At 69.1% G+C, this 16,366-nt stretch carries 17 protein-coding genes; 9 read left to right on the top strand and 8 right to left on the bottom strand.

Features of this window, described 5'->3' with window-relative positions; genetic code table 11:
• Positions 1-92: 92 nt before the first annotated feature.
• From RUR_RS15705 to RUR_RS15690, 4 genes are all read left to right on the top strand, one after another.
• Positions 93-320: a hypothetical protein gene (locus RUR_RS15705; protein WP_283135793.1), complete on the top strand. Its 228-nt coding sequence runs from the start codon at positions 93-95 to the stop codon at positions 318-320.
• A 92-nt stretch (positions 321-412) separates the two neighbouring features.
• Entirely contained in the window at positions 413-769 is a 357-nt protein-coding gene (locus RUR_RS15700) for a GntR family transcriptional regulator (RefSeq protein ID WP_283135792.1), read from the top strand.
• Positions 769-1,635 carry an ATP-binding cassette domain-containing protein gene (locus RUR_RS15695; protein WP_283135791.1) on the top strand — a complete coding sequence of 289 codons (867 nt, stop codon included), beginning with the start codon at positions 769-771 and terminating at the stop codon, positions 1,633-1,635. The genes RUR_RS15700 and RUR_RS15695 overlap by 1 nt, the downstream gene beginning before the upstream one ends.
• Complete coding sequence (locus tag RUR_RS15690; RefSeq protein WP_283135790.1) at positions 1,632-2,336, top strand: hypothetical protein; 705 nt, start codon at positions 1,632-1,634, stop codon at positions 2,334-2,336. The genes RUR_RS15695 and RUR_RS15690 overlap by 4 nt, the downstream gene beginning before the upstream one ends.
• A gap of 524 nt (positions 2,337-2,860) precedes the next feature.
• On the opposite strand, the gene clpX is transcribed toward RUR_RS15690, so the two are convergent.
• Positions 2,861-4,156: an ATP-dependent Clp protease ATP-binding subunit ClpX gene (clpX, locus tag RUR_RS15685; RefSeq protein ID WP_283135789.1), complete on the bottom strand. Its 1,296-nt coding sequence runs from the start codon at positions 4,154-4,156 to the stop codon at positions 2,861-2,863.
• Positions 4,157-4,641: 485 nt separating this feature from the next.
• Positions 4,642-5,412 (bottom strand): methyltransferase domain-containing protein, encoded by a 771-nt coding sequence (locus RUR_RS15680; RefSeq protein WP_283135788.1) that lies wholly within the window; start codon positions 5,410-5,412, stop codon positions 4,642-4,644.
• 28 nt (positions 5,413-5,440) lie between these two features.
• Between RUR_RS15680 and RUR_RS15675 the strand changes: the two genes are divergently transcribed.
• Positions 5,441-5,854: a MerR family transcriptional regulator gene (locus RUR_RS15675; protein WP_283135787.1), complete on the top strand. Its 414-nt coding sequence runs from the start codon at positions 5,441-5,443 to the stop codon at positions 5,852-5,854.
• 77 nt (positions 5,855-5,931) lie between these two features.
• Here RUR_RS15675 and RUR_RS15670 read toward each other — a convergent pair whose 3' ends face one another.
• Positions 5,932-7,356, bottom strand: a complete 1,425-nt coding sequence (locus RUR_RS15670; RefSeq protein ID WP_283135786.1) for a hypothetical protein — start codon at positions 7,354-7,356, stop codon at positions 5,932-5,934.
• Positions 7,343-7,843 carry a SigE family RNA polymerase sigma factor gene (locus RUR_RS15665; protein ID WP_283135785.1) on the bottom strand — a complete coding sequence of 167 codons (501 nt, stop codon included), beginning with the start codon at positions 7,841-7,843 and terminating at the stop codon, positions 7,343-7,345. Before RUR_RS15665 ends, RUR_RS15670 begins: the two co-directional genes overlap by 14 nt.
• A gap of 202 nt (positions 7,844-8,045) precedes the next feature.
• On the opposite strand from RUR_RS15665, the gene RUR_RS15660 reads away from it, so the two are divergent.
• Positions 8,046-8,825: a GNAT family N-acetyltransferase gene (locus RUR_RS15660; protein WP_283135784.1), complete on the top strand. Its 780-nt coding sequence runs from the start codon at positions 8,046-8,048 to the stop codon at positions 8,823-8,825.
• A 5-nt stretch (positions 8,826-8,830) separates the two neighbouring features.
• Here the strand turns inward: RUR_RS15660 and RUR_RS15655 are convergent, their stop codons facing one another.
• Complete coding sequence (locus RUR_RS15655; protein ID WP_283135783.1) at positions 8,831-9,370, bottom strand: hypothetical protein; 540 nt, start codon at positions 9,368-9,370, stop codon at positions 8,831-8,833.
• Positions 9,370-9,492, bottom strand: coding sequence for a hypothetical protein (locus RUR_RS15650; RefSeq protein WP_283135782.1), 123 nt, complete (start codon positions 9,490-9,492; stop codon positions 9,370-9,372). Before RUR_RS15650 ends, RUR_RS15655 begins: the two co-directional genes overlap by 1 nt.
• Before the next feature lie 78 nt (positions 9,493-9,570).
• On the opposite strand from RUR_RS15650, the gene RUR_RS15645 reads away from it, so the two are divergent.
• On the top strand, positions 9,571-10,140 hold the full coding sequence (locus tag RUR_RS15645; protein WP_283135781.1) for a TetR/AcrR family transcriptional regulator: 570 nt from the start codon (positions 9,571-9,573) through the stop codon (positions 10,138-10,140).
• Positions 10,141-10,190: 50 nt separating this feature from the next.
• On the opposite strand, the gene RUR_RS15640 is transcribed toward RUR_RS15645, so the two are convergent.
• A complete protein-coding gene (locus tag RUR_RS15640) occupies positions 10,191-10,775 on the bottom strand; it encodes a TetR/AcrR family transcriptional regulator (RefSeq protein ID WP_283135780.1) in 585 nt (194 codons plus the stop codon).
• Positions 10,776-10,821: 46 nt separating this feature from the next.
• Positions 10,822-14,373, bottom strand: a complete 3,552-nt coding sequence (dnaE, locus tag RUR_RS15635; protein ID WP_283135779.1) for a DNA polymerase III subunit alpha — start codon at positions 14,371-14,373, stop codon at positions 10,822-10,824.
• A gap of 192 nt (positions 14,374-14,565) precedes the next feature.
• Here dnaE and RUR_RS15630 point away from each other — a divergent pair, with 192 nt between their 5' ends.
• Together RUR_RS15630 and RUR_RS15625 are read left to right on the top strand one after the other, a co-directional pair.
• Positions 14,566-15,495: an ABC transporter ATP-binding protein gene (locus RUR_RS15630; RefSeq protein ID WP_283135778.1), complete on the top strand. Its 930-nt coding sequence runs from the start codon at positions 14,566-14,568 to the stop codon at positions 15,493-15,495.
• Complete coding sequence (locus tag RUR_RS15625; protein ID WP_283135777.1) at positions 15,492-16,346, top strand: ABC transporter permease; 855 nt, start codon at positions 15,492-15,494, stop codon at positions 16,344-16,346. Before RUR_RS15630 ends, RUR_RS15625 begins: the two co-directional genes overlap by 4 nt.
• Positions 16,347-16,366: the final 20 nt, after the last annotated feature.

Here is a 16,366-nt window from a genome sequence, read left to right as displayed (position 1 = left end):
CTACTTTGGTCGGTCCCGTTCGGCCGGAAGCACGCGGGGCACCGACCGATGACGGCTCCCCCGCCCTGTGGCGCCTCCCTAGCGTGGGGGCCATGCGCAAAATCTTTCAGACCGCGGGATTCATCCTGATGCTCATGGGCATCAGCGGGGCGATCGACCATCTCGCCGTGCAGCCGATCCTCGGTTTCTTCCTCAACTTCTTCAACCGGATCGTCATCCCCCGGCTGGACTTCCTCACCGGTTACGAGCTCTTCGCGAACCTGATCATCGCTGCCATCGGGTTCATCGTGATGGTGATCCCGGACCTGAGTAGGAAGTGAGGTCCCACCTCCAGGGGATGTCGGGAATTGACGGACATGACACCTGCTTCTATGGTTCATTAGTAGAGTAATGAACCAACGAAGCAGGTGCCATGTTCGACGACCGCACACCGATCTACCGGCAGATCGCCGACCGGATCAAAGCGGATGTGCTGAGCGAGGCGTTGAAAGGCGACGAGCAGGTCATGTCCACCAATCAGTACGCCGCGTTCTACCGGATCAACCCGGCGACCGCGGCCAAGGCGTTCCAGCAGCTGGTCGACGAAGGGGTTCTGTACAAGAGACGAGGTGTCGGCATGTTCGTCAGCCCGGATGCGCGCGAGGCTCTCAGATCCGAGCGCAGAAAGTCCTTCTTCGCCGAAGTGGTGGACCCGATGGTCGCCGAGGCCAAGACGATCGGCGTCCCCCTCAGCCAGGTGATCGAGCGCATCCGGGAGCTGGAGGGATAATGAAGATCGAGGTCGACGACCTGGTGATGCGCTACGGCGCGACGACGGCGCTGGACCGGCTGTCGCTGAACCTGGAGGGCGGCAAGATCTACGGCTTGCTCGGCCGGAACGGCTCAGGCAAGACCACCCTCCTTTCCGTCCTCGCCGCCTTCCGCCGCCCGACCGGGGGGCGGGTCCGCATCGACGGGCAGCCGGTGTTTGAGAACGCCCGCCTCACCGAGCGGATCAGCCTGATCCGCGACGGCGGCGCGACCGTCGAACTCGGTTCCGCCCAGGAGGCGGTCGGATTCGCCGAATGGCTCCGCCCCGGCTTCGACGGCCGCTACGCCCGTTCCCTGATGGCCCTGTTCGGACTCGACCCCAAGAAATCGGTCTCCGGCATGTCCAAGGGGCAGCGTGCCGCGCTGGGCGTGGTCATGGGCCTGGCGAGCCGGGCCCCGCTGACCATGTTCGACGAGGCGTACCTGGGCATGGACGCGCCCTCCCGCTACGCCTTCTACGACGCGCTGCTCAGCGACTACCTGGCCAATCCCCGCACGATCATCCTGTCCACGCACCACATCGAGGAGGTCGCCTCCCTGTTCGAAGAGGTCGTCATCATCGACAAGGGGCGCCTGGTGGTCCATGAGGAGAGCACCCGGTTGCTCTCCCGAGGGACCGCCGTCACCGGGCCGGCCGCCCAGGTCGAGGCGTTCACCACCGGGCTGACCGTGCTCAACTCCCGGCGGCTCGGCCCCACGACCGCCGCGACGATCTACGGTGACCTGGACGAAGCCCGGCTCGCCCAAGCCGCCGCGGCGGGGCTTGAACTCGGACCGATCCCCATGCAAGACCTGTTCGTGCACCTGACCGGAGAACGCCGATGAGATTTCCCAGCCGAATCCTCGGCGGCAACGCGGTGTTCGCCCTCATAGGGGCGGCCGCTCTGCTGACGATCTGCGCCGGCGCCGTCGCGGTCATCACAGCCTTCGGCAACACCCCGGACAGCGCCTGGGAGAAGGCCGCCCAGGCGGTCAACTGGTACTCCCTGATGGTGGGGATCTCCCTCGCCCAAAGCTACCTGCCCGTCTACCTCGCCCACGGGCAGACCCGGCGCCGGTTCGGCGCCCAGGCCGCCGTCGCCATCGGCGTCTTCGGCCCGCTCCTCGCCGCGCTCGTCACGGCCGGCTACCTGATCGAGTCGGGGATCTACCGCCTGATCGGCTGGTCTCAGGTCCTGACCCGGCCCCATGTGTTCGACGAGGCGACCCAGGTCCCGCTCGTCTTCCTCGAGTACCTGATCGAGTTCCTCGCCTGGCTGACCGCCGGGGCGTTCATCGGGTCCGGCTTCTACCGGTGGGGGCTGGGCGGCCTGCTCACCATCCCGGTCGCGGTCGGCCTGGTCGTGCTCGCGGAGGGCGCGATCGGCACGGAACTCCGGTTGCCGATTCTCCCGCACGCGATCGGAGTGGACGTACCACAGTCACTCGGGACGACCCTGGGGGTCGGACTGGGGACCTTCCTGGTCGGCTTGGCCCTGACCTGGCTGATCATCCGGGACATACCCGTGCGCAACCCCAAGTCCTGAACCTCGCGGGTCCGGTACGGCCTGCGGCGGGGAATCCGCGGGCCACCGAGGGGCGGGGGCGAGTCATACCCACCGGGCTTCCGGTCACCGTCTCGCGGGGACCCGGACGCGCGGGTGACTCAAACGCTCAGGAACCGGGCCACGAGCCACCGCACAGCGGGGACTGTGCGGATTCACGGCGGCAGGTGGGTCACATCGGGATTTTCCTGGTGTGACCCACATCGCTGTCCGGCTCAAGCCCGCGCAGGTATTCAAGCCGCCGAGGATCCAGGCCAAGAATCGGTTTGAGGTGAGGACGAAAAGACCGAGCGTCTTTACAAAGTAGATCAGAAAGGCTGCGTCCCGCTCCTCTCCCCGGCGGGACCTCGCATACCCGTGGGCGCCTCCGGTGGCTTACCCGGATCGGGTACGGCCACAAGCAGGCGCCGGACCCGGGTACGGGCCCGGCACAGCCCCGTACCGAGTCCTGATCCCGCGAAGGCGCGAGGCTCGACCGGCGGGTACGACCGGCGGTTGCGGAACAGTCAGGCGGAGCGTTCGCGGGGCTCGGAGTCCAGGTCCGGCTTCTCGCGGGGGACCAGGGTCGGGTTGACGTTGTTGAGCACGGTGTCCCGGTCGACCACCACCCGGGCCACATCGTCCCGGCTCGGCACCTCGTACATCACGTTGAGCAGGACCTCCTCCAGGATCGCCCGGGTCGCCCGGGCGCCGGTCCGGCGGAGCAGCGCCTGCTCGGCGATGGCGGCGACCGCGTCGGGGGTGAACTCCAGCTCGACCCCGTCGATCTCGAAGAGCCGCCGGTACTGCTTGATCAGCGCGTTGCGCGGCTCGGTGATGATCCGCATCAGGGCCGCCCGGTCCAGCGGCTCGATGGTCGACAGCACGGGAAGCCGCCCGATCAGCTCCGGGATCAGCCCGAACTTCAGCAGGTCCTCCGGCATCACCCCGGCAAACGAATCGGCCACCCGCTCTTCCTTGCTGCGGATCGTCGCCCCGAAACCGGCGCTCTTCCCGCCGGCCCGCTGCTCGATGATCTGCTCCAGCCCGGCGAAGGCCCCGCCCACGATGAAGAGCACGTTGCTCGTGTCGATCTGGATGAACTCCTGGTGCGGGTGCTTGCGGCCGCCCTGCGGCGGCACGGAGGCGGTCGTGCCCTCAAGGATCTTCAGCAGCGCCTGCTGCACACCCTCGCCGGAGACGTCACGGGTGATCGACGGGTTCTCGCTCTTGCGGGCGATCTTGTCGATCTCGTCGATGTAGATGATGCCGGTCTCGGCCTTCCGGACGTCGTAGTCGGCGGCCTGGATGAGCTTGAGCAGGATGTTCTCGACGTCCTCCCCCACGTAGCCGGCCTCGGTGAGCGCGGTGGCGTCGGCGATGGCGAACGGGACGTCGAGCATCCGGGCGAGTGTCTGGGCGAGATAGGTCTTCCCGCAGCCGGTCGGGCCGATCAGGAGGATGTTGGATTTGGCGAGTTCGACCTGCTCCTGACCCTGGTTCTGCCGCCGGCCGGCCGTCGCCCCGGCCCGGATCCGCTTGTAGTGGTTGTAGACGGCGACCGAGAGGGCCTTCTTGGCGCGCTCCTGCCCGATGACGTACTGGTCGAGGAACTCGCAGATCTCCTTCGGCTTGGGCAGCTCATGCGGCCCGCCGGGGAGGAGGTCCTCCAGCTCCTCCTCGATGAGCTCGTTGCAGAGTCCGACGCACTCGTCACAGATACAGACACGGCTTGGTCCTGCGATGAGCTTCTTGACCTGCTTCTGGCTCTTCCCGCAGAACGTGCACTTCAGCAGGTCGCCGCTGTCGCCGATGCGTGCCACTCGGAAACGTCTCCTCAACGGTTGGGTGAGCCGGGACCCGGAGGTCCAGGAGTCGGGCCGTTCGTCCCGCACGACCCGAACCCGCTCGGATGAGCGCCTGTCCGAGACCGTGTGGTCTCTTGACGGTACAGGCTTCCGCGGGGTCCGTGGTCAGACCGTTATCGTCCTGGTTTGGGAGTGTTCTCCACATCGTGCTCCCGACCGGGGCGCCGGTGGCCTGCGCCCGCGAACGTGCCCGGCGCGGGGAACGCGACGCACCTCGGTGCCGATCTGGTCATGCGTCCTCTCGGGTTTCGGATGGCGGGAAACAAACGATCTCCTCTTCCGGATTGTCACGGTATCTTGGATCCACAGGGACGGCAACGCCGCAGACAGGACCGCTATGGGGCGTCTGAGCAGGGCGAAACCACTGGAGCGCGACAGACGGAAGTGGCCGGCACGGCTCGCGTCGCACCGGCCGTTCCGGACGCCGGGACCGAAGGCCGCTACGGGCGGGTGGCGTCCGCGACGAAGAGCGGCATCGCCATGAAGACCCGGTCCTCGGCCGCCCGCCGGCGCTGCCCGTCGAGCCACTCCTCCGCCTGCGCCGCGGTGATCGCACCCGCTCCGTGTGCGGCCGTGGCGAACTCGGTCAGCATCGGCAGCAGGGGCAGCCGGGTCGCGTCGGTGAAGACCCCGGTGCGGACCTCGACCCGGACGTCGGTGTACCCCGCCTCGATCAGTAGGGCGCGGTAGCGCCGCGCCGTCCGCGGGCCGGTCACCAGATCCGCGCGGGCGTGCACGATGGTCCGGGTCAGCGCCGGGTCGTCGGCGTCGATCACGAAAGCATCCCAATCCTGGCCGATCAGGACGATACGCCCGCCGGGCACCAGCACGCGGTACGCCTCGGCGAGAGCGAGTGCGGGGTTCTCCAGCACGTGGTACACCTTGTCGGCCCGGTAGGCGTCGATCGAGGAGTCGGGGTACGGCAGAGCGTAGGCGTCGGCCACGGTGAACCCACCCTCCGGCCATCGGCTTTCGGCCACCGCGATCATGCTCCGGTCGGGGTCGACGCCGAAGGCCCGGGCACCCAGCCGGGCCGCCTCCCCGACCGCGCGCCCGCTTCCGCAGCCCACGTCCAGCAGTCGCGTCCCCGCCGACACGTTCAGCAGGTCAAAGGAGTGGGTTCGGAGTTCGGCCGCAATCGGAATCCCGTCGAAGGCGTCGAGCAGGGCGAGAAGCGGACCGGTATCCCGGTCCGTTGATTGGTTGGACATGTCCGCAATGCTGCGAGTTAATGTCGACATGAAGTCAAGCGTCGCGAAGATGGGCGTCGGCGAGGTGGCCGAGCGATTCGGCCTGGCCACCCACGTGCTCCGGCACTGGGAGACCGTGGGACTGCTCGACCCCGCCCGGGATCGCGGCGGCCGGCGCCGCTACGACCACGGGCACCTGTTCCGGGTCGCCGTCATCCTCCAGGCCAAACAGGCGGGCCTGGCACTGGACGACATCCGCGACCTGTTGTACGCCGACGACCCCGGCGTGCGACGCGCCTGCCTGGAACGGCACCGCGACGCGCTCCGCCGACGCATCGCGGAGGCCCAGACCTGTCTGGACCTGGTGGAATGCGCCCTCGGCTGCGACCACGACGACTTCCTCACCTGCCCCCGGTTCCGCGGGCTCGTCTCCGCCCACGTCGGCGGCGACGCCCTCGGCTGATCCGGACGAGCTCGGCCTCCCACCCCATGGCTGCGGTCCCGGGGGTCGTCACCGCCCACGTAGGTGACGACCCCCGGCTAACGCGGTTTGACGCCCCGGACGACTTCCTCAAGGCTCTCCGTCGGGTAGTCGGTCGAACCGGCCGGGTCGACGTTGGCGTTCACCACGATCGCGAGCCCCGTCTCCGGTACCCAGGCGAACCGCCGGACGTACAGGGGCCTTGGCAGGTCGTTTGCCGGAAGGTCGGCGAGGCGGACGGTGTCAAGCAGGAAGCCCTTCACTCCCCCCACCGTCGCCTTCTGCGACCTGCCCCCCGTCAGCTCCTCCAGCCAGGCCGCGCTCCCGACCGAGGCGCCCCGGTAGACGGTGACCCCGCGGTACCGCCCGCTGCTCGACGCGAGACCCCAGTGCCGGGTCACGGCATACCAGCCACGGCCGAGCTTCGGATTCCCCGTGCTCCCGTACGATCCGTCGATCGCGGCGCGAACCCCGACTCCGTCCACGGTCTCGGTGCGGTCATGCGGCAGCGGTTCGACTCCTTCCGCCATCCACATCAGATCCGCCTGGGACAAGCCCTGTTGCCTGAGCACGACTCCCAACCCAGGTCTGATCACCCAGAGCAGCACGCCACCCGGCGCGGCACCGGCATCCCGCGCAACGTTGTCGATCCCGTAGGCCGGCGCAGCCCGCACGTCGGTCCTCCCCGGGCGATCGAGCCGGGCCGTCCGCAGCAGCGTTTCGGAATCGGCGGCGGCCAGTCCGTGCACGAACGTCGCCTGGACACGCCGGCGCCCGTCCGACCACGTCCGCTCCAGACCGGCCGAGGTGCGCCGGAGGGCCCCCACGGGTCCGAGGCCCCCCGGCACGCGGGTGACGCGCACGCCCGCGACGACGGGTTCCGCATGGGTCCGCAGTCCCTGGGCGATGCGGTCGCGGTCCCCCTTCAGCGACTCCGACGTCGTCACCCGCAGCACCCGTCCGTAAGCCTCGACCCACATCATGTCGGTCCGGTCCCCCGACATCACCGGATCGTAGGCGCCTCTCGGTTCGATCGGCCGATCCAGATGGTTCAACGCGAGAATGTCCATGGCCTCCCGCACCGGACGGTCCTGCTCGGTCCGGTAGACCGAAACCGACACCGATCGATCGTCGACCCGCCAGCGCAACTCCTGACCGCGCAGCCTGACCTTTCCCTCCCGATCGCGCACCCCCGCCGGGATGCGTTCAGGCGTCCCCAGTCCGTCCGGGATGTACTGCACGGCAACCCCGTCGACCTCCGCGAACGTCCGGTGCGCCGGGGCCTGATCGCGTCCTACGAACGCGACGGAGGGCAGCAGGCTCGCCGTGATGAGGACTGCGGCGGCGACCAAGAGCACCGAGGTCTTGTGGTACCGCTTGCGCGAAGCTTTGCCGAGGATCCGATCGACCAAGCCGGGAGGTACGGTCAGCGACCGGGTCTCTTCCTCCATTGCCTTGCGCAACTCCCGCTCAAGCTCCGACATTACTCAGCACCTCCTCTCCCAGCAGCGCGCGCAACCGGGCCAACGCCTTGGACGTCTGACTCTTGATCGTCCCCACCGAGCAGCCCAGCGTCTCCGCGGCCTGCAGCTCGGTCATGTCCTCCCAGTACCGCAGGACGATGACGGCTCGCTGCCTGGGCGGCAGGGCCCGCAGCCCTTGCATGAGGGTCTGGCGCAGATCGAGATCCGTGCCGGTGACGGGGAACTCCGGCGGTGAGCCGGTCGGGATCAGCCGGAGCACAGCCCGGCGCCGGGCCCGGCTGATCACCAGGTTGACGATGATCCGCCGGACGTAGGGCTCGGGATCCACACCCCACTCCAGGCGGTGCCAGTTGCGATAGGCCCGTTCCAGCGCGGTCTGCAGCACGTCCTCCGCCTCGGCCGCCGACCCGCAGGTCAGGTGCGCGGTGCGCAGCAGCCGCGTCCCCCGCGCCGCGACGAACTCCGCGAACCGCTCCGCCGCCGTCACGGAACCCAACCTTGGCTCATGCCCCCAACTACGCACGGGATATCCATTAGGTTGCCGCGATCCCGAAATTCGACGAACCGGCTTTGCGACGGATCCGGTTCGACAGTCGGCCTGTGATCCGGCACGGCCGGCCCGGCGCCCGCCGTACCGGACCGGGGAAATCCGGTTGCCCCCGGAGAGGTCGATCCGATCGGGTGTCGCCATGAATCCACGAACGGTGCTGGCAGCCTATGACGAGCAGATTCGACGGAATCCGTCGCCCGAGACCCCGGCCGGGTACGTGGAACGGGAGGACGGCGTCGTCCGGGTCCTGACCCCCGGCGGGTGGAGCGGGGTGACCTGGTGTGGGATCGAATCGGAGGACGCCGACAGGGTGATCGCCGCGCAGCTCCGGCGGTTCTCGGGGTGGCCCGGCCCGTGGGAGTGGAAGCACCACTCCCACGACCGGCCCGCCGACCTTCCCGGCAGGCTCCTCGCCGCGGGGTTCGTCACCCACCCACCCGAGACCCTGCTCGTCGCCGAGACCGCCGAAATCGCATGTGACGCGACCCCACCGCCCGGGGTGGAGTTCCAGGCCGTCGAGGACGAGGGGGACGTGGCCGCGCTGGTGTCCGTGCACAACCAGGTGTTCGGCGGAGATCACTCCGCCCTCGGCCGGATCGTGGCCGCCGGCCTTACGGCGCACCCCCGGCCCCTGGAAGCCGTCGTGGCTCTTGCGGGCCGGACCCCGATCGCGGCCGGACGGGTGGAGTTTCACGCGGGCACCGACTTCGCGAGCCTGTGGGGCGGCGGCACGCTTCCCGAATGGCGGAGCCGCGGCGTGTTCCGCGCCTTGGTCGCCCGCCGGGCCGGGCTCGCCGCGGACCGGGGCTTCCGTTACCTCCAGGTCGACGCGTCCCCCGAGAGCCGGCCGATCCTGCGCCGGCTCGGCTTCGCCGAGCTTGCCGTCACCACGCCTTTCACCCACCCCGGCGGCGGATGACGGCGTTAGCCTGCGGCGGCCGCGCTCGCGCTCCGGGCTGAACCGCCGGGCCGTACGGCGCCGCGGCCGTACCGGGTCAAGCCCTTGGGTTTGTAGACCGAGAACACCACGGCGACGATCAGCACCAGCAGGGCGGCACCCGCGTCGACCACCAGCTGGGCCCGCATGCGCGCGAAATCCCCTCCGGCCGTCGCCGGGGCCATGGCGACCCGGTCCACCACCTGCATGTGGATGAGCAGGACGGCGGTGGCCAGCACCGTGATCACGAGTTTCACCAGGACCCAGTAGTGCCGGAACAGCCCCCAGACGGTGCCGAGCGACTGGATCAGCCCGGTCGCCAGTGCGGCCAGGCTGAGCGGGACGATGGCGTACCAGCCGGTGACCTGCATCGCGACCTGGGCTCCCCCGATGGTTGTGGCGTCCTGGGCGGTCAGTCCGGCGACGGCCAGGGCCAGAAACGCGGCGACCGAGCCGAGCCAGCCGACCGAGGTCGTGACGTGCAGGGTGAGCGCGAACTTGCGCAGGCGGGGTGACATGACGGCCATCAGCCGTGGCCCCCCATCCCGCCGCCGCCCAGGTGCAGGGCGAGGAATCCCAGGACCAGGGCGACGACCGCGAGGCCCAGCCACTTCACCCAGCGGGGTGTGCCGGGAGGCGAGTGAGTCATAGCGAGCTCCTTTTTGCGAGACACATTGTCGCTACTTAAGCATAGTGTCGCAATCTTGTCGCTGCGTATGATGAATGGGTGCCGAAGCTGTGGAACGAGACGATCGAGGCGCACCGCCAGGCGGTACGCGACGCGACCCTGGACACCGCGGCGGCGCTCATCGCCGAGCACGGGCTGACCTCGGTCACGATGTCGCAGATCGCCGAGCGGACCGGGATCGGGCGCGCGACGCTCTACAAGTACTTCCCGGATGTGGAGTCGATCCTGATCGCCTGGCACGAACGCCAGGTCACCGGGCATCTGGCCCACCTGGCCGACGTACGGGACCAGGCCGGGGAACCCGGGGAGCGGCTCGAAGCCGTGCTCACCGCCTTCGCGCTCATCTCACACCGGCACGACGGCACCGAACTCGCCGCGCTCCTGCATCGCGGCGAGCACATCGCCCGAGCCCAGCGGCATCTGCGGGACTTCGTCCGGGACCTGGTGGCCGAGGGAGCCGGCAGCGGCGAGATCCGGGGCGACGTGGACCCCGGCGAGCTGGCGGGCTACTGCCTGCACGCCCTCACCGCGGCGGGTACCCTGCCGTCCGAGGACGCGGTCCGCCGCCTGGTCGCGGTCACCCTGTCCGGCCTACGCCCCCCGCCGTGATCACGGCGGGCACCACCGCGACACCCGGCCTGATCGCGATGCCGGCCGGGTCAGCCGCCGGATTCAAGCGCACGCGCGATCGCCCGCAGCCCAAGGGCGACCTCGCGGGCGCCCGGCGCCCGCTCCGGATCGACCAGCCACTGCTGCGTCAGCCCCGCGATCAACGCCATGTGCACCGAGGAGACCGCGCGCGTGGTCTCCTCGTCCCACCCGAGGTCGTCGCCGTGCAGCTCGGCGGCGAGCCGTGGCCGCGTGCTCTCGAACGCCTCGGCGATCTGCCGTCTGATCTCGGGGGAACGCTCCGCCTGCGCGTGGGCTTCGACGGCCGCCACGATCATCGGCCGCTCCCGCACCACCGTGTCGATGACCTGCGCCCACATCGCCGCCGACCGCGCCACGCTCCCGGCGTCCGGCCGGGACTGCGCCGGTCGGCCGGATACGATCCGCTCCCCCCACTCGTTGAGCGCTTCCATCAGCGCGGCGTTGAGCAGGGCCTCCTTGGAGCCGTAGTGGTAGTTGATCGTGCCGAGCGGGGCGTTCGCGGCCGCGGCGAGATCACGTGAGGTCGTCCGGGCGTAGCCCCGCTCCTCCAGGCAACGCCGGGCCCCGCGCATCAGCTCTTCACGATGTCCCATGGCCGCCACCCTATCCAGGCCGGATCCGCGCGCACCGAGCATTCGATCACGACGGCGGACGGGAGAGCCGCTTCACGGCCACCACCGCCTTGAGGTCGGCCCAGAACTCCGGCCGGTCCTCGATCCGGTGGCCGAGCTGCATGATCGTGGTCTTCCGCCTCCCCCGGATGTAGAGGTGGATCTCCCGCGTACCCGGATGGGCGAGGACACTCTCCTTGAGGTGCCGCACCGAGCCCGGGGTGATCTGGGATTCCGCCATCTCCAGCAGGACCGGTACCTCCGATCCGGCGCCGCTCAGGTCCGGCACGGAGAGATCCAGGGCGATCAGGCGGGGAGCATCCTCACGTTTGTCCACCCGCCCGGTGACGAACACCACGGTGTCCTCGGCGAGCAGGGTGGAGACCGGCTGGTACGCCGCGGGGAAGAACATGCAGTCGACCGAGCCGCCCAGGTCTTCGACGGTGGCGATCGCCCAGAGGTCGCCCCGCTTGGTCGTCTTGCGCTGCAGGGCCGAGACGACGCCGCCGACGGTGACGACCGCCCCGTCGGGAAGGTCTCCGGCGAGTGCCGCGACGGAGGTGTCCGTCCCGGCGCTCAGGATGTGCTCGACGCCGGCGAGCGGATGGTCGGAGACGTACAGGCCGAGCATCTCCCGCTCCTGGGCGAGCAGGTGGGACTTCTCCCACTCCGTCGTGGAGAAGACGACGTCCAGGCCGGGCATCGGGACGTCCCGCTCCCCGTCGTCGCCGCCGAACAGGCCGTACTGCCCCTCGGCCTCCTTGCGCTTGACCGCGACCACATTGTCGATCAGCGATTCGAAGTGCTCGCCGAGCCCTCTGCGGGTGTGGCCGAGCCCGTCGAAGGCGCCGGCCTTGATGAGCGACTCCACGGCGCGCTTGTTGCAGGCCGCCGTCTCGGCCTTGCGCAGGTAGTCGGGGAAGGACGTGTACCTCCCCTTCGACTCGCGGGTGCCGATGACCGAGTCCACCACGCCCCGGCCCACGTTGCGGACGGCCGTCAGGCCGAACCGGATCCGATCGGTCCCGCGCGGGGTGAAGTCGGCGTCGGACTCGTTCACGTCCGGCGGCAGGACCCGGATGCCCATCCGGCGGCACTCGCCCAGGTAGAGCGCCATCTTGTCCTTGTCGTCCTTGACCGAGGTGAGGACCCCCGCCATGTACTCGGCCGGGTGGTTCGCCTTCAGGTAGGCGGTCCAGTAGGAGACAAGGGCGTAGGCCGCCGCGTGCGCCTTGTTGAACGCGTATCCCGCGAACGGCACCAGGACGTCCCACACAGCCCGGACGGCCGCCTCCGAGTACCCCCGCTCCCTGGCGCCCGCCTGGAAGTGGACGAACTCCTCCGCCAGCACCTCGGGCTTCTTCTTGCCCATCGCCCGGCGCAGCAGGTCCGCCTGGCCGAGGGAGTATCCGGCGAGGACCTGGGCCGCCTTCTGCACCTGCTCCTGGTAGACGACCAGGCCGTACGTGATGTCCAGGACGTCCTTCAGCGGCTCCGCCACCTCCGGGTGGATCGGCGTGATCTCCTGCTGCCCGGTCTTGCGCAGCGCGTAGTTCACGTGGCTGTTCATCGCCATGGGCCCGGGGCGGTAGAGCGCGGTCACCGCGGTGATGTCCTCGAACCGGTCGGGCTTCATCAGCCGGAAGAGTGAGCGCATCGCGTTCCCGTCGAACTGGAAGACCCCGAGGGTGTCCCCTCGGGCGAAGAGGTCGAAGGTCCGGGCGTCGTCCAGCGGCAGCGCGAGCAGGTCGAGCCTGGCCCCCGAGGTCCGCTCGATGAGCGTGACCGCGTCGTCCATGATCGTCAGATTGCGCAGGCCGAGGAAGTCCATCTTCAGCAGGCCGAGCGACTCACACGTGGGGTAGTCCCACTGGGTGATCGTCACCTGGTCGGTGTGCCGGACCCAGACCGGGATGTGCTCGGTGACCGGTTCGCTGGACATGATCACCCCGGCGGCGTGCACCCCCATCTGCCGGACCAGCCCCTCCACACCCACCGCGGTGTCGATCACCTTCCGGACGTCCGGCTCGGTCTCGTACATGCCGCGGACCTCACCGGCCTCCGCGTACCGGGGATGGCCGGGGTCGGTGATGCCGGACAGGGGGATCCCTCTGCCTCCCACGTCGGCGGGCATGGCCTTGGTGATCCGGTCGCCCACGGCGTACGGGTACCCCAGGATGCGGGCCGAGTCCTTGATGGCGTTCTTGGCCTTTATGGTGCCGTATGTGCCGATCATGCAAACCCGGTCGGCTCCGTACTTCTCGGTCACATACCGGATGACTTCGCCGCGTCTGCGTTCGTCGAAATCGATGTCGACGTCGGGCAGGGACACCCGCTCCGGGTTGAGGAACCGCTCGAAGATCAGGCCGTGCTCCAGCGGATCCAGGTCGGTGATGCCCATCGCGTAGGAGACCAGGGAGCCCGCGGCGGAGCCGCGACCCGGGCCGACCGCGATGCCCTGCCGTTTCGCCCACATGATGAAGTCGGCGACGACCAGGAAGTACCCGGGGAACCCCATCTGGAGGATGACCTCGGTCTCGTACTCGGCCTGGCGCAGGTACCGTTCCCCGACTCCGCCGGGAAAGCGGCGGCGCAACCCCCGGGCCACCTCCTCCCTGAACCAGGACTCCTCGGTGTGGCCGCCTGGCACCGCAAAGCGCGGCATCAGGTCCCGCTTGGCGAACCACCCGGTGGTGTCGACGCGCTCGGCCAGCAGCATGGTGTTGCGGCAGCCCTCCCGCCAGACGTCGGAGGAGTCCATCGCGTACATCTCCGCGGCCGGCTTGAGGTGGTAGCCGGTGCCGTCGAACCGGAAACGGCCGGGATCGGCGAGGGTCTTGCCGGTCTGAATGCACAGCAGGGCGTCGTGGGCGTCGGCCTCGTGCGGGTAGGTGTAGTGCGAGTCGTTGGTGACCAGCGGAGGGATGCCGAGTTTCCTGCCGATCTCCACCAGACCGTCGCGGACCCTGGTCTCGATCTCCAATCCGTGGTCCATCAACTCCAGGAAGTAGTTCTCCCGGCCGAAGATCTCCTGGTACTCGGCGGCGGCCTTGAGCGCCTCGTCCACGTGGCCCAGCCGCAGCCGGGTCTGCACCTCCCCGGACGGACATCCGGTGGAGGCCATCAGGCCGCCGGCCAGCTCGGCGAGGGCCTCCTTGTCGGTCCGTGGCCACTTGACGAACCAGCCGTTCCGGTAGGCGTCCGACGACAGTTTGAACAGGTTGTGCAGCCCGGTCCTGTCCCGCGCCCAGATCGTCTTGTGGGTGTAGCCGCCGGAGCCGGAGACGTCGTCGCGTTTCTGGTGGGGCTGACCCCAGAAGACCCGTTTCCGGTCGCGGCGTGACGCCGGGGCGACGTACGCCTCGATACCGATGATCGGGACGATCCCGGCCGCCGTGGCCTGGCGGTGGAAGTCGTACGCACCGTGCAGGTTGCCGTGGTCGGTCACGGCGAGGTGGGTCATGCCGTGCTCCCGGCACGCGGCGAAGAGGTCCTTCAGCCGCGCCGCGCCGTCCAGCAGCGAGTACTGGGTGTGGACGTGCAGGTGGGTGAAGCGCTGTGATGTGTTCCGGTGGCCCATGACGCCTCACCCTACCGAGATTCTGAACGTTCGTTCAGAACATTCGTTCAAGACATGCCCCCATAGCCCGTCTCCCAACCTGCGAGGGGTGGCGGGGAGAAGCCATCCTTCGCGTTAGAGGCTGATAAACGGATACTCCGATTGATAGTAGGAGTGCTATATTCCGTGGCATCCACATGATGAGGGGAGAACATGACGACGCGTGGGCAGACCGTGCTCGACGTCGAAGGCCTGCGGATGCGCTACGGCGTGAACGACGTCCTGCACGATGTGACCTTCCACGCCCGCCAAGGTGAGGTACTCACCCTGCTCGGGCCGAACGGAGCCGGCAAAACCACCACGATCGAGATCCTGGAGGGGTTCCGCATGCGGTCGGCGGGCCGGGTCGACGTGCTCGGCGCCGATCCCGCCCACGGCGACGAGCAGTGGCGGGCCAGGCTCGGGGTGGTCCTGCAATCCTGGCGTGACCACAGCAAATGGCGGGTGCGCGAGCTCCTGGTCCACCTCGGCGCCTACTTCACCCCGTACTCCACCGAGCGGATCCGGCGCCCCTGGGACGCCGACGAGCTCCTGGACACGGTCGGGCTGACCGAGCACGCCGACAAGAGGATCCGGATGCTCTCCGGCGGCCAGCGGCGCCGGCTGGACGTCGCGATCGGCATCGTCGGCTGCCCCGAGCTGCTGTTCCTGGACGAGCCGACCGCGGGGATGGACCCCGAGGCGCGGCGCGAGTTCCACGACCTCATCCACCGGCTCACCGACAGCTTCGAGACCACGATCCTGCTCACCACCCACGACCTGGACGAGGCGGAGAAGCTCTCCGACCGGATCCTGATCCTCGCCGGCGGCCGGATCATCGCCGACGGCTCCGCCGACGAGCTGTCCCGGCGGATCGCGGGTGAGGCCGAGGTGCGCTGGACCCGCGACGGGCAGCGTTTCGTCCACACCACGACGGAGTCCACCAAGTTCGTCTACGAACTCTTCCAGCAGTACGGCGAGGCGATCGACGAGCTTGAGGTCCGCCGGGCCTCCCTGGAGGACACGTACATGACGCTGGTACGGCAGGCCGAGTCCGGCCGGACCAAGGTGACCGCACGCACCCTGGAAGAGGTGACCCGATGAACGGCCTGAACGGCACGGTGTTCCGGCTGGGTTGGGCCCGGGGGATGATCGAGCTGCGCCAGTCGCTGACCAACGCCCAGGACCTCTGGGGCCACCTCTTCTGGCCGATCGGGATCCTGGTGACCCTGTACTTCATGCGGGACACGACCCTGGACGTCGGCGGTCTCCAGCTCGGCGCCATGGTGCTGCCGAGCGCCCTGGGGATGAGCATCGCGTTCAACGGCCTCGTCGGCATGGGCCAGCTTCTCGCCGTCGAACGCGAGGACGGAACGCTGCTGCGTGCCAAGGCCACCCCGGGCGGGATGCAGGGCTACCTGGTCGGCAAAGTCGTCACGGTGGCCGGCGGGCTGCTCGTCTCGGTGGCCGTCCTGCTGATCCCCGGAAGCTTCCTCGTCGACGGTCTGGCCCCGGGCAGCGTGGGCGCCTGGCTCACCCTGGCCTGGGTGCTGGTGCTGGGCCTGTTCGCCACGCTGCCCCTCGGCGCGGCCTTCGGGTCGCTCGCCTCCAGCCCCCGCAGTCTCGGCTGGCTCATGCTGCCCGTCATGGGCATGGTCGCGATCTCCGGTATCTTCTACCCCATCACGTCGATGCCGGACTGGCTGCAGTGGGTGGCACAGGTGTTTCCGATCTACTGGCTGGGAATCGGCATGCGCGCGGCGCTGCTGCCGGAGGCCGCGGTCGTGGTGGAGATCGGTGAGTCCTGGCGCACGCTGGAGACCGTCGGCGTCCTCGGGGCCTGGGCCGTGCTCGGCCTGGTCCTCGCCCCGATTCTCCTCCGCCGGATGGCGCGGCGCGAGTCCGGTTCCAGTGTGGCCGCACGACGCGAGAAGGCGATGCTGGTTGTCCGGTGAGGTGATCCACAACCGTATCG

The organism is Rhizohabitans arisaemae (assembly GCF_025996515.1).
Lineage (GTDB): Bacteria > Actinomycetota > Actinomycetes > Streptosporangiales > Streptosporangiaceae > Rhizohabitans > Rhizohabitans arisaemae.
The sequence above is the reverse complement of the archived record's forward strand: the minus strand, read 5'-3'. Positions and strand labels throughout refer to the sequence as shown.